Genomic DNA, 14,865 nt, shown 5'->3' with positions numbered 1-14,865 from the left:
ATGGTTATGCCTGGTGACAACGTTAAGATCGAAGTAGAACTGATCACCCCCATCGCTATTGAAGAAGGTCTGCGCTTCGCTATCCGCGAAGGTGGCCGGACTGTAGGCGCAGGGGTTGTATCCGCTATCGTTGAATAAAAAGGCGGAAAAGCGCTTCCGGAAACGGAAGCGCTTTCTTTATGCCTGTCTCTTTTGCTATTGACACTCTATGGGAATTATGATAAATTGTATAGGGTAACGGACTATTCTGGACCACTTGTCGGCACAGGACACTTTTTAGGGAGGTGGCACAATGCGCGTGGGCATTACCCTCGCTTGCACTCAGTGCAAGAGAAGAAATTATACAACCACTAAAAACAAAAAGAATGACCCGGACAGAATCGAGCTGAAGAAGTTCTGTAAATGGTGCGGCACGCAAACCGTCCATAAGGAAACCCGGTAAGGGCTAACACCGATACTGTTTTAAGGATGTGGAGTTTCTTATGGTAAATAAAGAAACCACCAAAAAAGAAGGTGCCAAGAAGGCGGAAAAAAATAAGGCCTGGTCCGAACTGGTTAACTTTCTTTCCGGAACCAAAGCCGAATTGCGCAAAGTTAACTGGCCTGACCGCAAACAGGTGTTGACCTATACCGGTGTTGTGCTGACGGCGGTAGCTATCATGGCAGTCTTGATCTGGGTAATCGATCTGGGTTTGGGTCGGTTGCTGACGCTGATTGTGGAACGATAAATTTATGCTAGGAGGTGAGGGACCTAACTGGGTCCCTTCTGGGTATGGAGAAAAAGTGGTATGTCATTCACACATACTCCGGTTATGAAAATAAGGTAAAAGCCAATCTGGAAAAGCGCATTGAGTCCATGAACATGGGAGACAAGATCTTTCGCATTCTGGTACCCATGGAAGATGAAGTGGAAATCAAGGATGGCAAGCGCAAGGTCAGTAAGCGCAAAGTGTTTCCGGGGTATGTGCTGGTGGAAATGATCATGACCGATGACTCCTGGTATGTGGTTCGCAATACAACCGGTGTAACCGGATTTGTTGGCAGCGGCAACAAGCCGATTCCACTCAGGGATGAAGAAGCAGCCGCCATCTTGAAACAGATGGGGATGGAAGAACCCAAGGTCAAACTGCGCTTTAAGGTTGGCGATGAAGTCCGCGTGATAGCCGGCCCCTTCCAGAACTTCGTGGGTAGTGTGGAAGAAATCTACCCTGAAAAGGGTAAGCTGAAAGTCCTGGTGTCAATGTTCGGAAGAGAGACTCCTCTGGAGTTGGATTTCGGACAGGTGGCTGAAGTAGAATGATGACAGTAGACAGATTAAGGAGGTGGAAATAATGGCAAAAAAGGTAGTAGCAGTAATCAAGCTGCAATGTCCTGCTGGTAAAGCCACCCCTGCTCCCCCGGTTGGTCCGGCTTTGGGTCAGCATGGTGTAAATATTATGGCTTTCACCAAGGAATTTAACGAAAAAACCGCTAACCAGGCCGGGTTGATTATCCCGGTGGAAATTAGCGTTTATGAAGACCGGTCCTTCACTTTTGTGTTGAAGACTCCTCCGGCTGCTGTTTTGTTGAAAAAAGCAGCTGGTATTGAGAGCGGTTCTGGTGAACCCAACAAGAAGAAGGTCGGCAAGGTAACCCGTGACAAAGTCCGGGAAATTGCAGAGCTGAAAATGCGGGACCTGAATGCTGCCAGCCTGGAAGCGGCAATGCGGATGATTGAAGGTACAGCGCGCAGCATGGGTATCGAAGTAGTAGAAGCTTAATGGTCCACAAGTGGGAGGATATAATCCGTTACTACCACAAAGGAGGTAAAACAAAATGGCTAAACATGGTAAAAAATATCTGGAAGCTGCCAAACAGGTAGACAAAACCAAGCTGTATGATCCTCAGGAAGCTCTGGAACTGGTACAGAAACTGGCTTCTGCCAGGTTTGATGAGTCCGTTGAGGTTGCAGTTAAACTAGGTGTAGATCCCCGGCATGCGGATCAGCAAGTTCGGGGTGCAGTAGTACTGCCCCATGGCACAGGGAAAACTGCCCGTGTAGTTGTTTTCGCGAAAGGCGAGAAAGCCAAGGAAGCAGAAGCTGCTGGCGCTGACGTAGTGGGCGCTGAAGACCTGATTGCCAGGATTGAGGGCGGTTGGCTGGATTTCGATACAGCCGTAGCTACTCCGGATATGATGGGTGCTGTAGGTAAATTGGGTCGGATCTTAGGTCCTAAAGGCCTGATGCCTAACCCCAAAACCGGAACTGTTACTTTTGATGTAGCCAAGGCTGTTAAAGATATTAAGGCTGGTAAAGTGGAATACCGGGTTGACAAAGGTGCCAATATTCATGCCCCCATTGGTAAGGTCTCCTTTGGTACCGAGAAGCTGCTGGACAACTTCTATACCCTGCTGGATGCATTGATCAAGGCTAAGCCGGCAGCTGCCAAGGGAACATATATCAAGGGAGTGGCTGTTTCCTCCACTATGGGCCCTGGCATTAAGGTCAATCCGTTAAAAGTTACTCGTTAAAAATCTTTCTCGTTAAAAATCTTTCCTGCACTGTTGACAATAGTCTCTGGCCAGGCTATAATTAACCTGTTGACAATTTGATATAGGTGAACCAAGCTGTAGACAGTCGGTGCCTGCTGGCTTAAAGGAGAAATCCGCCTACCGAGGCTTTGGAAGTCAACTCTGTTGGCTAAGTATGTCCATCAGAGGGTCTCCTGGCTTGTCTACGGAGACCCTTTTTTGTTTGACTTCGCGGCTTGGGATGTACCGATACAGGTGCAAGGAGGTGGAATTGTGGCTAAAATTGCCGAGAAACAGCCGGTTGTACAGGAGCTGAAAGAAAAACTGGAGCAGGCCGTCGGGGTAGTGCTGGTTGACTACCGGGGTTTGAATGTGGCTCAGGCTACTGAGCTGCGGAAACGCCTGCGGGAAGCTGGAGTGGAATACAAGGTCGTTAAGAATACTCTGGCACGCCTGGCTTGCCGTGAAGTTGGCCTGTCTGATCTGGAACCCTATCTGGAAGGTCCCAACGCACTGGCTTTTGGCTTAACAGATCCTGTTGCTCCGGCGAAGATTCTGAGTGAATTCGCCAAGGACAACAAGCAGCTGGAAATCAAGGCCGGTATCGTGGATGGCAAGGTAATCGATGTTGCCGGGGTTAAGGCTCTGGCCGACTTGCCGCCGCGGGAAGTGCTGCTGGCCAAAGTGCTGGGTGGTCTGCAAGCTCCTCTTTATGGGTTTGCCAATGTTCTCCAGGGCAATCTGCGCAATCTGGTTTACGTCCTGGAAGCTATCCGCAAGAAGAAAGAGGAAGGCGCTGCTTAAGTGCCTGATCGCTTAAAAATCTTAGATTTTGCTGAAGGAGGAAGATTATAATGTCCAAGGTAAATGAAATTTTGGAAGCTGTTAAAGGTTTAACTGTTCTGGAACTGGCTGAGCTGGTAAAGGCTTTTGAAGAAGAATTCGGTGTATCTGCTGCTGCTCCTGTAGCTGTAGCTGCTGCTCCTGTAGCTGGCGCTGCCGCTGCTCCTGCTGCAGAAGAAAAAACTGAATTCGATGTAATTCTGGCCGCCGCTGGCGACAAGAAAGTTAACGTTATCAAAGTTGTACGCGAAATAACCGGTCTGGGCCTGAAAGAAGCCAAGGACCTGGTGGATGGCGCTCCCAAGCCTGTTAAAGAAAAAGTTTCCAAGGAAGAAGCTGAATCCATCAAGGCCAAGCTGGTTGAAGCTGGCGCTACCGTTGAAATTAAGTAACCTGGAACAAAAAAGGCACCTCGATATGAGGTGTCTTTTTTTGTAATTATTTTCTTGACGAAGGAAAGGATGAATGCTATAATTAAAAAATGCCATGCTATAAGTATGCGAAAAAATAGCGAGAGGTGAGGTTCTGCATGTTCTATCCGGTCAAGGTCGGAAAACGGGAACGCTGGAGTTATGCGCGGATTCAAGAGGTGTTGGACATGCCCAACCTGATTGAAATCCAGCAGAACTCCTATAAATGGTTCCTGGACGAGGGCCTGCGTGAACTGTTCCGCGATATTTCGCCCATCGAGGATTTTACCGGCAACCTCTCCCTGGAGTTTGTTGACTATAATCTGGGGGAGCCCAAGTACTCGGTGGAAGAGAGTAAGGAACGGGATGTTACATACTCGGCGCCTCTGAAAGTAAAGGTACGGTTGATCAACAAGGAAACCGGGGAAATTAAGGAACAGGAAGTATTTATGGCTGAGTTCCCGCTGATGACAGAAAAGGGAACATTTATTATCAATGGGGCAGAGCGGGTAATCGTCAGCCAGCTGGTTCGTTCTCCCGGGGTTTATTTTTCCAAACAAATGGACCCCAGCGGCAAGGATGTCTTTGGGGCAACCATTATTCCAAACCGAGGTGCCTGGCTGGAATTTGAAACAGATCTAAATGACAACCTGTTTGTGCGGATAGACCGGACCCGCAAACTGCCAGCGACTGTTCTGGTACGGGCGCTGGGCTGGGGGACCAATGCCAGGGTCCTGGAGCTGTTTGATGATGACGCTCGCATCAGAATGACTTTGGAGCGGGATAATGCTGATTCGGAAGATGAGGCCCTGATTGAAATTTATAAACGGTTGCGACCCGGTGAACCGCCGACGGTAGAAAGTGCCAGAACCTTACTCAACTCTTTGTTTTTTGACCCCAAACGCTATGATCTGGCCCATGTAGGCCGTTATAAACTCAATAAAAAACTGGGACTGGATATTGCCAAAGATGTCCGTCACCTGACCAAAGAAGATATTATAGCTACCATGAAACGGTTGCTGAAAATGATGGATGGAGAAGGTGAAGGTGACGATATCGACCATCTGGGCAACAGGCGTTTGCGCTCGGTTGGTGAGTTGTTGCAAAACCAGTTCAGGATTGGTTTGGCCCGTATGGAGCGGGTTATACGGGAGCGCATGACTATTCAGGATGTGGAGGGGGTAACACCTCAAATCCTGATCAATACCCGTCCGGTTTCAGCTGCCATTAAAGAATTTTTTGGCAGCAGCCAGCTGTCCCAGTTTATGGATCAGACCAATCCGCTGGCTGAGCTAACCCACAAACGGCGCCTGTCAGCTCTAGGACCTGGTGGCTTGAGCCGGGAACGAGCCGGTTTCGAAGTCCGGGACGTTCACCATTCTCACTATGGGCGGATGTGTCCGATTGAGACCCCTGAAGGTCCCAACATCGGTTTGATCGGGTCACTATCCACTTATGCCCGTATCAACGAATATGGCTTTATTGAAACTCCTTATCGCAAGGTGGATAAGGAGCGGGGCGTTGTTACCGATGAAATCGTATACCTAACGGCTGATGAAGAGGATAAATATTATATCGCCCAGGCCAATCTGCCGGTGGATGAAAACGGGAAGATTCTGGTCAATAAGGCCAATGTCCGGCATGGTCATGATATTATCATGGTTCCGGTGGAAAAAATCGATTTGATGGATGTTTCACCCAAACAGGTTGTTTCTATTGCTACGGCGTTGATTCCCTTCCTGGAGAACGATGATGCTAACCGGGCTCTAATGGGTTCCAACATGCAGCGGCAGGCAGTGCCATTGCTGCGCACTGATGCACCCTATGTGGGTACCGGTATGGAATACAAGGCGGCTCTGGATAGTGGAGTGGTTATCGTTGCCCGCAATAGCGGGGTGGTACAACGGGTAACAGCCAATGAAATCATCGTTAAGTCTGATGAGGGTACTGTCGATGTATATAAACTGACCAAGTTTACCCGTTCCAACCAGGGGACCTGTATTAACCAGAAGCCCATTGTCAAAAAAGGGCAACGGGTTGAAAAAGGGGAAATCATCGCTGATGGGCCTTCGACCGACCAGGGCGAACTGGCACTGGGGCGCAATGTGCTGGTTGCCTTTATGCCCTGGGAGGGTTATAACTACGAGGACGCCATTTTGATCAGCGAGAAACTGGTCAAGGAAGATTACTTTACATCTATCCATATCGAGGAATACGAATGTGAAGCCCGGGATACCAAGCTGGGTCCGGAAGAAATCACCCGTGATATCCCCAATGTCGGGGATGATGTTCTGAAAGACCTGGATGAAAACGGAATTATCCGGGTGGGTGCTGAGGTTCGGCCCGGCGATATCCTGGTGGGTAAGGTTACCCCGAAAGGTGAAACGGAGCTGACTGCGGAAGAAAGGTTGTTGCGCGCTATCTTCGGTGAAAAGGCCCGGGAAGTAAGGGATACTTCTCTACGTGTACCCCATGGTGAGGCCGGCAAAATCGTGGATGTAAAGGTGTTCTCTCGCGATAAAGGGGATGAACTGCCTCCTGGTGTAAACATGCTGGTGCGGGTTTTTATCGCCCAGAAGCGGAAAATTTCCGTTGGTGACAAGATGGCCGGTCGCCACGGGAACAAAGGGGTTATTTCCAAAATCCTGCCCGAAGAAGATATGCCCTTTTTACCGGACGGTACACCGGTGGAAATCGTGCTCAACCCTCTGGGTGTGCCGAGCCGGATGAATATCGGTCAGGTGCTGGAGACTCACCTGGGTTGGGCTGCCAAAACCCTGGGCATCCGGGTTGCTACCCCTGTATTTGATGGGGCCAAAGAGAATGATGTTTTCAAGACCCTGGAGGCCGCTGGTCTGCCGGCTAATGGCAAGACTATCCTTTATGATGGTCGTACCGGTGAGCCTTTTGATAACCCGGTAACTGTGGGTTACATGTACATGCTAAAACTGGCGCACCTGGTTGATGACAAGATCCACGCGCGTTCTACCGGCCCTTACTCTCTGGTTACCCAGCAGCCTCTGGGTGGTAAGGCTCAATTTGGTGGACAGCGTTTTGGTGAGATGGAGGTATGGGCCCTGGAGGCTTATGGTGCTGCCTATACACTGCAGGAAATCCTCACCGTTAAGTCTGACGATGTGGTGGGTCGGGTAAAGACCTATGAAGCCATTGTCAAAGGCGAAAATGTGCCAGAACCCGGTGTACCAGAGTCCTTCAAAGTATTGATTAAGGAACTGCAGAGCCTGGGTCTGGATGTGAAGGTCCTGTCAGAAAACGATGAGGAAATTGAAATCGGTGAATTTGAAGATGATACTACCGACCAGGCCAAGGAACTGGGTCTGAGTGCTGTCCTGCCCGAGGCACCTGTAAAACCAGGTGATGATGAATACAATGAGGAAGATAATTATAGCGAGGATATGGATGAGGACAGCATCGACTTTGAGAGCCTGGAAGAACTGGAAAAAATAGCAGATATGGATACTGTCCTGGATGATGGCGATTACTTTGATGAAGAATAGGGAAGGGAGCGAGGCCCTTGTTGGACGTCAATAACTTCGACCGCATGCGCATTGGGCTGGCTTCGCCCGATCAGATTCGGGCCTGGTCCAGCGGTGAAGTAAAGAAGCCCGAGACCATCAACTACCGCACCTTGAAACCGGAACGGGATGGGCTGTTTTGTGAGCGGATTTTTGGTCCTACCCGGGACTGGGAGTGCCATTGTGGCCGGTACAAAAGGGTGCGTTATAAAGGTGTAGTTTGCGAGCGCTGTGGCGTGGAAGTTACCAGAGCCAAAGTGCGCCGGGAACGGATGGGCCATATTGAACTGGCGGCTCCCGTTTCCCATATCTGGTATTTTAAGGGCATCCCCAGCCGTATGGGGCTGATACTCGATATGTCGCCCCGTTCCCTGGAGAAAGTCCTCTACTTTGCCAATTATGTAGTCATCGACCCCGGTGATACTCCGCTGATGAAAAAACAACTGCTTACAGAGGGAGAGTATCGGGAATACAAAGAAAAATATGGTGATGACTTTAAAGCCGGTATGGGGGCAGAGGCCATCAAAGAATTGTTGATGGAACTGGACCTGGATGAGCTGGCAGCTGAACTAAGACGGGAAATTCAGGAAAGCACCGGACAGCGGCGAGTGCGGGCCATTCGCCGTTTGGAAGTAGTGGAGGCTTTCCGCAAGTCCGGGAACAGACCGGAATGGATGATTCTGGATGTGCTGCCGGTTATTCCGCCGGAACTGCGTCCGATGGTCCAGCTGGATGGTGGTCGTTTTGCCACGTCAGACTTGAATGATCTCTATCGCCGGGTAATTAACCGCAATAACCGGCTCAAGCGCCTGCTGGAGCTGGGGGCTCCGGATATAATTGTACGCAATGAAAAACGCATGTTGCAGGAGGCAGTAGATGCTCTAATCGATAATGGCCGTCGGGGCCGACCGGTTACTGGCCCGGGCAACCGGCCGCTGAAATCCCTCAGTGATATGCTGAAGGGGAAACAGGGGCGCTTCCGCCAGAACCTGTTGGGTAAACGGGTAGACTATTCCGGCCGTTCTGTTATCGTTGTCGGCCCGGAATTGAAGTTGCACCAGTGTGGGTTGCCGAAAGAAATGGCTCTAGAGCTCTTTAAGCCCTTTGTGATGAAGGAACTGGTCGCCAAAGGGCTGGCCCATAATATCAAAAGTGCCAAAAGGATGGTAGAACGGGTTAACCCGCAGGTTTGGGATGTCCTGGAAGAGGTGATCAAGGAGCATCCCGTCCTGCTTAACCGGGCTCCTACCTTGCACCGTCTGGGAATTCAGGCTTTTGAGCCGGTTCTGGTTGAAGGGCGGGCCATCAAGATCCATCCTATGGTCTGTACTGCCTACAATGCTGACTTTGATGGGGACCAGATGGCTGTTCACGTTCCCCTCTCGGCAGAGGCCCAGGCAGAAGCTCGTTTGCTGATGCTGTCTGCCCATAATATCCTCAACCCCAAGGATGGACGGCCGGTAGCAGCTCCCACCCAGGACATGGTATTAGGGGCCTATTACCTGACCATTGAAAAAGAAGGGGCTTATGGGGAAGGCCGCTATTTCCGCGATCCCAATGAAGCCATTATGGCCTATGAAACCGGTCGGTGCGAATTACAGGCTAAAATCAAGGTGCGTTACAAAGGCGAAATGCTGGAAACCACTATTGGTCGTCTGATTTTCAATGAAGTTATTCCTGATGAGCTGGGGTATTACAACAAGCTGATGGATAAAAAGGCCCTGGCCCAGCTGGTAGACCGTTGTTATCGTAAACTGGGTTACAGTAAGACTGCCGAGCTGCTGGATGGTATGAAAAAACTGGGTTATCGTTACGCCAACCAGGCGGGGATAACCATTGGTATTGCTGATATCACAGTTCCGCCTAAGAAAAAAATCTTGCTGGAAGAGGCGGATAAACAGGTAGAAAAAATTGAGACCCAGTTCAGACGCGGATTGATTTCCGAAGAGGAGCGCTACAATCAGGTAATCGCTATCTGGGATAAGGTTACCAAAGAGGTAACCAATGCCTTGATGGAACACCTGGACCGCTTCAATCCCGTTTACATGATGGCTACCTCAGGTGCTCGGGGTAATATCCAGCAGATCCGGCAGCTGGCCGGTATGCGGGGCTTGATGGCTGACCCTTCCGGGCGAATTATCGACTTGCCAATTAAGGCCAACTTCCGGGAAGGTTTGTCAGTGCTGGAGTTCTTCATCTCTACTCACGGGGCCCGGAAAGGTCTGGCTGACACGGCATTGAGAACGGCTGACTCCGGTTACCTCACCCGCCGTCTGGTGGATGTGGCTCAGGACGTGATAGTACGGGAAGAAGATTGCGGTACAACCGCCGGGATTACCGTGGAAGCAATTACCGACGGGCGGGAAGTCATTGAGAACTTGAAGGACCGGATTGCTGGCCGCATTGCAGCGACAGATATAGTTCATCCCGAGACTGGGGAAGTTCTGGTCCGGGCTAACGAAGAAATTGATGACGATACCGCCGATCGGATCATCGAGGCAGGAATTACCAAAGTCAAGATTCGTTCAATACTGACCTGTAAAACCCGTTATGGTGTATGTAAAAAATGTTATGGCCGCAACCTGGCGACCGGTCATATGGTGGACATCGGGGAAGCGGTGGGTATTATTGCTGCCCAGTCCATCGGCGAACCTGGTACCCAGCTGACGATGCGGACCTTCCACACCGGTGGTGTTGCAGGTGAGGACATTACCCAGGGTTTGCCCCGGGTAGAAGAATTGTTTGAAGCTCGTAGACCTAAAGGGCAAGCGATAATTGCCGAAGTAGCAGGGATAGTAAAAATCACTGAACCCAAGGCCAATCGCCGGGAGATCGAGATCCTGGCCGATAATCCGGTGGACAGTCGCGTCTATTCCGTGCCTTTTGGGGCCCGCCTAAAGGTGCGGAACGGCGATCGGGTTGAGCCCGGGCAGCCGCTGACTGAAGGTTCCATCAATCCGCATGATATCCTGAGGGTTGTTGGTTTAGAGGGAGTACAAACCTACCTGGTCAGCGAGGTACAGCGGGTTTACCGGATGCAGGGTGTGGATATTAATGACAAGCACATCGAAGTAATGGTACGGCAGATGCTGCGGAAAGTGAAAATTGAAGACCCGGGCGATACCGAACTCTTGCCGGGTGCAGCAGTAGATATCTTTGATTTTGAAGATGAAAATGCAAGAGTACTGGCAGCTGGCGGCACCCCTGCTACCGCCAAACCGGTATTGCTGGGCATCACCAAAGCATCGCTGGCTACCGAGTCCTTCCTGTCAGCAGCATCCTTCCAGGAAACCACCCGGGTGCTGACAGAGGCAGCAATCAAGGGTAAGACTGACCCGCTGCTGGGCTTGAAGGAAAACGTAATTATAGGTAAGCTGGTGCCGGCTGGTACAGGCATGTCCAGATACAGGAATATAAAGATTAAAGAGGTTGACAGTAATTCATGAGCGTGATATATTATTAAAGTGTCTGGATTTATAAGGAGGAGCCTGCTTATGCCATTGGGAGAGTTGCAAACTGCCAGGCGCAAGGCCATCGGCACCAAGCAGACTATCAAGGCGGTGGAGCGGGGCCAGGCGACGAAAGTCTTTGTGGCCCAGGATGCGGAAAACCATGTGATAGCTCCCCTGCTGCAGTTGTGCCAGGCTAAAGGTATAACTGTGGTGAATGTGCCGAGTATGCGCGAATTGGGTAAAGCTTGCGGTATTGAAGTAGGCAGTGCTTCTGCTGCGATTCTACTTTAATCGGGAGAAGGGCTAACTTGATCACAAGGCCCTTTGCTCGAAAGAGTTGAGGGCCTTTCATTTTTCTGTTAGATGTTTTCCGGGAAGGAGGTGTACACATGCCGACAATTAGCCAGTTGATTCGCAAAGGGCGGAAAGCAGTAGCTGAAAAGTCTTCAGCACCTGCTCTGAAAGAGTGTCCGCAAAAAAGAGGGGTCTGCACCAGGGTTTACACTACCACTCCGAAAAAGCCCAACTCCGCCCTGCGGAAAGTAGCTCGGGTACGCCTGACCAACGGTGTAGAGGTAACCTCCTATATCGGCGGTATCGGCCATAACCTGCAGGAACACTCTGTGGTGCTGGTACGCGGTGGCCGGGTTAAAGACCTGCCCGGTGTCAGATATCACATTGTGCGGGGTGCCTTGGACTGCGCTGGTGTGCAGAACCGTTTGCAAGGTCGCTCCAAGTATGGTACAAAACGGCCTAAGGCCAAGAAGTAGTAATCAGGTTTAAGCTGACGATAAATTACCAATACTAGTGGAAAGGAGGGGAATACATGCCAAGAAGAGGCAGTGTGCCCAAAAGGGATGTGTTGCCAGATCCCGTTTACCACAGCAAGGTTGTAACCAAGTTGATCAATAAAATCATGCTGGATGGCAAGAAAGGCGTGGCTGAAAAAATCGCCTATGGCGCCTTTGATATAATCAGAGCCAAAACCGGCAAGGATCCGCTGGAAGTCTTTGATCAAGCCATGAAAAATGTGATGCCGGTGCTGGAAGTTAAGGCCCGCCGGGTTGGTGGTGCCAACTATCAGGTACCGGTTGAGGTGCGTCCGGAGCGGCGTCAGACTCTGGGCCTGCGCTGGCTGGTCGATTTTGCTCGGAAGCGCGGTGATAAGCGCACTATGGTGGAAAAACTGGCTGCCGAAATCATGGATGCGGCCAATAATGTCGGCGGTGCAGTCAAGAAAAAAGAAGACACTCACAAGATGGCAGAAGCCAACCGGGCCTTTGCTCACTACCGGTGGTAATTACCCCGGTAGGAGCTCCATCTTTGGTGGAAAGGGGGAAAAACAGTGCCGCGTAAGTTTCCTTTGGATAAAACCCGAAACATCGGGATTATGGCCCACATTGACGCGGGTAAAACCACCACCACCGAGCGGATTTTGTTCTATACCGGTCGGGTGCACAAGATAGGTGAGGTCCATGATGGTGCTGCCACTATGGACTGGATGGTGCAGGAACAGGAGCGGGGTATTACCATTACCTCTGCTGCTACCACCTGCGAATGGAAAGGGCATAGAATTAACATTATCGACACGCCTGGGCACGTGGATTTTACCGTAGAGGTTGAACGCTCCCTGCGTGTTCTGGATGGTGCTGTAGCTGTTTTCTGTTCCGTTGGCGGTGTTGAACCTCAGTCAGAAACAGTGTGGCGTCAGGCTGATAAATACGGTGTTCCCCGGATCGCATTTGTTAACAAAATGGACCGGATTGGGGCTGACTTCTTTAATGTAGTCAAGCAAATCAAGGATCGTCTGGGAGCTAACCCTGTGCCCATCCAGGTCCCCATCGGTGCCGAAGATCAATTCCAGGGCGTAGTTGACCTGGTAACCGGTAAGGCCATCATCTACACTGATGACCTGGGTACTCAGTCGGCTGTAACCGATGTTCCTGCTGATATGGTTGACCTGGTGGCAGAATACCGGGAAAAGCTGATTGAAGCCGTGGCCGAAACCGATGAAGAGTTGATGATGAAGTACCTGGACGGGGAAGAATTGACTGTAGAGGAAATCAAAAAGGCTCTGCGGGCTGCTTGTTGTAGCGTTAAACTGATTCCTGTTCTGTGCGGTTCTGCTTTCAAAAACAAGGGTGTACAGCCCATGCTGGATGCAGTAGTGGACTACCTGCCGTCTCCGCTGGATATCGCAGCTGTGAAAGGGATCAACCCTGATACCGGTGAAGAAGATATTCGCCGCGTAGATGACAATGAGTCCTTCTCCGCTCTGGCTTTCAAGATTATGGCTGACCCTTATGTGGGCAAGCTGGCCTTCTTCCGGGTGTATTCCGGCCATCTGCCTGCCGGTTCCTATGTTCTGAACTCCACCAAGGGCAAAAAGGAACGGATAGGCCGAATTTTGCAGATGCATGCCAACCACCGGGAGGAAATCTCTGAAGTCTGGACCGGTGATATCGCTGCTGCTGTTGGTTTAAAGGATACCACTACCGGTGACACTCTCTGTGACGAGAAAAAGCCGATAGTCCTGGAATCCATGCAATTCCCGGATCCGGTTATCTCCGTAGCGATTGAGCCCAAAACCAAGGCAGACCAGGAAAAGATGGGCACCGCTCTGCAGCGTCTGGCTGAAGAGGATCCGACCTTCCGGATGCATACTGACCCGGAAACCGGTCAGACTATTATCTCGGGTATGGGTGAATTGCATCTGGAGATCATCGTTGACCGTCTGGTGCGGGAGTTCAAGGTAGAGGCCAATGTTGGTCGTCCTCAGGTTGCTTACAAGGAAACCATTCGCAAGTCTGTTAAGGCTGAAGGTAAGTTTGTCCGGCAATCCGGTGGTCGCGGTCAATACGGTCACTGCTGGGTTGAGTTTGAGCCTCTCGAGCCGGGTAAAGGTTACGAATTCGTTAACAAGATTGTCGGTGGTGTCATTCCCAAGGAATATATCCCGGCCATTGATGCTGGTATCCGAGAAGCCATGGAAAACGGTATTTTAGCCGGCTATCCCGCTATCGACATTCGTGCTACTGTCTACGACGGTTCTTATCATGATGTGGACTCTTCAGAAATGGCCTTTAAGATTGCTGGTTCCATGGCCTTTAAGGCCGGAGCTCCCAAGGCGGATCCGGTGATCCTGGAGCCCATCATGAAGGTAGAGGTAGTCGTTCCAGAAGAATATATGGGTGATGTAATCGGTGACATAAACAGCCGTCGTGGTCGGATTGAAGGCATGGAACCCAGAGGGAATGCTCAGGTTATCCGGGGCTTTGTACCGCTGGCCGAAATGTTTGGTTATGCTACCGACCTGCGGTCCAGAACACAAGGGCGCGGAACCTACGTAATGCAATTCTCGCACTACGAGGAAGTACCACGCAACATCGCCGAACAGATCATTGCCAAACGGCAAGGCTAAGGTTCCTTATAGTTGTGGTGACAGCTTGTGGGGGCCAGATGGCCCCCCTTGCTTATATTTGAGGAATACATAGTAGATAGGAGGAAAGATTAAATGGCTAAAGCTAAATTCGAACGGACAAAGCCCCACGTAAACGTTGGTACTATCGGCCACGTAGACCATGGTAAGACCACTACTACTGCTGCTATCACTGTAGTACTGGCTACCCAGGGTAAAGCTGAAGTTAAGAAATACGATGAAATCGACGCTGCTCCTGAAGAAAGGGAAAGAGGTATTACCATCAATACCGCCCACGTTGAATATGAAACTGACCAGCGTCACTATGCTCACGTGGACTGTCCTGGTCACGCTGACTATGTTAAGAACATGATCACCGGTGCTGCCCAGATGGACGGTGCTATCCTGGTTGTATCCGCTGCAGATGGTCCTATGCCTCAGACCCGGGAACACATCCTGCTGGCCCGTCAGGTAGGTGTGCCTCACATCGTAGTCTGGCTGAACAAGGCTGACATGGTAGATGATCCCGAGCTGCTGGAACTGGTTGAAATGGAAGTGCGGGAGCTGCTGAATGAATACGAGTTTCCCGGTGATGACATTCCTGTTGTTGTCGGTTCCGGCCTCAAGGCGCTGGAGTGCGGCTGCGGCTCCCGGGATTGCCAGTGGTGCGGCAAGATCTGGGAACTGATGGATGC

The 14,865-nt window shown here is 50.8% G+C and carries 14 protein-coding genes, 1 pseudogene and 1 other annotated feature; all 15 genes and pseudogenes read left to right on the top strand.

The features are described 5' to 3' along the window. Window positions 1-138 (top strand): annotated as a pseudogene (tuf, locus tag ULO1_RS07765) (elongation factor Tu); the annotation flags it as partial. Between the two features lie 154 nt (window positions 139-292). Then, window positions 293-442 carry a 50S ribosomal protein L33 gene (gene rpmG / locus ULO1_RS07760; RefSeq protein ID WP_078666692.1) on the top strand — a complete coding sequence of 50 codons (150 nt, stop codon included), beginning with the start codon at window positions 293-295 and terminating at the stop codon, window positions 440-442. A gap of 40 nt (window positions 443-482) precedes the next feature. Further along, window positions 483-728: a preprotein translocase subunit SecE gene (secE, locus tag ULO1_RS07755; protein ID WP_078666691.1), complete on the top strand. Its 246-nt coding sequence runs from the start codon at window positions 483-485 to the stop codon at window positions 726-728. Window positions 729-772: 44 nt separating this feature from the next. Next, the gene (gene nusG / locus ULO1_RS07750) at window positions 773-1,300 is read left to right on the top strand and encodes a transcription termination/antitermination protein NusG (RefSeq protein WP_078666690.1); all 528 of its coding nucleotides are present in this window, start codon (window positions 773-775) and stop codon (window positions 1,298-1,300) included. Window positions 1,301-1,331: 31 nt separating this feature from the next. Further along, on the top strand, window positions 1,332-1,760 hold the full coding sequence (rplK, locus tag ULO1_RS07745; protein ID WP_079907298.1) for a 50S ribosomal protein L11: 429 nt from the start codon (window positions 1,332-1,334) through the stop codon (window positions 1,758-1,760). 55 nt (window positions 1,761-1,815) lie between these two features. Then, a complete protein-coding gene (rplA, locus tag ULO1_RS07740) occupies window positions 1,816-2,511 on the top strand; it encodes a 50S ribosomal protein L1 (RefSeq protein ID WP_079907296.1) in 696 nt (231 codons plus the stop codon). A 78-nt stretch (window positions 2,512-2,589) separates the two neighbouring features. Then, window positions 2,590-2,741: a sequence feature (ribosomal protein L10 leader region), on the top strand. Window positions 2,742-2,784: 43 nt separating this feature from the next. Further along, entirely contained in the window at window positions 2,785-3,315 is a 531-nt protein-coding gene (rplJ, locus tag ULO1_RS07735; protein ID WP_078666687.1) for a 50S ribosomal protein L10, read from the top strand. A 50-nt stretch (window positions 3,316-3,365) separates the two neighbouring features. Beyond that, complete coding sequence (gene rplL, locus ULO1_RS07730) at window positions 3,366-3,746, top strand: 50S ribosomal protein L7/L12 (RefSeq protein ID WP_078666686.1); 381 nt, start codon at window positions 3,366-3,368, stop codon at window positions 3,744-3,746. Window positions 3,747-3,883: 137 nt separating this feature from the next. After that, complete coding sequence (gene rpoB, locus ULO1_RS07725) at window positions 3,884-7,282, top strand: DNA-directed RNA polymerase subunit beta (protein ID WP_078666619.1); 3,399 nt, start codon at window positions 3,884-3,886, stop codon at window positions 7,280-7,282. 17 nt (window positions 7,283-7,299) lie between these two features. Further along, entirely contained in the window at window positions 7,300-10,746 is a 3,447-nt protein-coding gene (gene rpoC, locus ULO1_RS07720; RefSeq protein WP_078666620.1) for a DNA-directed RNA polymerase subunit beta', read from the top strand. Between the two features lie 48 nt (window positions 10,747-10,794). After that, entirely contained in the window at window positions 10,795-11,043 is a 249-nt protein-coding gene (locus ULO1_RS07715) for a ribosomal L7Ae/L30e/S12e/Gadd45 family protein (protein WP_078666621.1), read from the top strand. A gap of 98 nt (window positions 11,044-11,141) precedes the next feature. Then, window positions 11,142-11,522, top strand: coding sequence for a 30S ribosomal protein S12 (gene rpsL, locus ULO1_RS07710; protein ID WP_078666622.1), 381 nt, complete (start codon window positions 11,142-11,144; stop codon window positions 11,520-11,522). A gap of 56 nt (window positions 11,523-11,578) precedes the next feature. Further along, on the top strand, window positions 11,579-12,052 hold the full coding sequence (gene rpsG / locus ULO1_RS07705; protein WP_078666623.1) for a 30S ribosomal protein S7: 474 nt from the start codon (window positions 11,579-11,581) through the stop codon (window positions 12,050-12,052). A gap of 45 nt (window positions 12,053-12,097) precedes the next feature. Beyond that, on the top strand, window positions 12,098-14,173 hold the full coding sequence (gene fusA / locus ULO1_RS07700; protein ID WP_078666624.1) for an elongation factor G: 2,076 nt from the start codon (window positions 12,098-12,100) through the stop codon (window positions 14,171-14,173). A 93-nt stretch (window positions 14,174-14,266) separates the two neighbouring features. Continuing rightward, the coding region (locus ULO1_RS07695) for a GTP-binding protein (protein WP_143325432.1) at window positions 14,267-14,865 on the top strand (599 nt) is incomplete at its 3' end.

This window comes from Carboxydocella sp. ULO1 (assembly GCF_002049255.1).
Taxonomy (GTDB): domain Bacteria; phylum Bacillota.
Note: the sequence above shows the minus strand (reverse complement) of the source record. Positions and strands in the feature narration are given on the sequence as shown.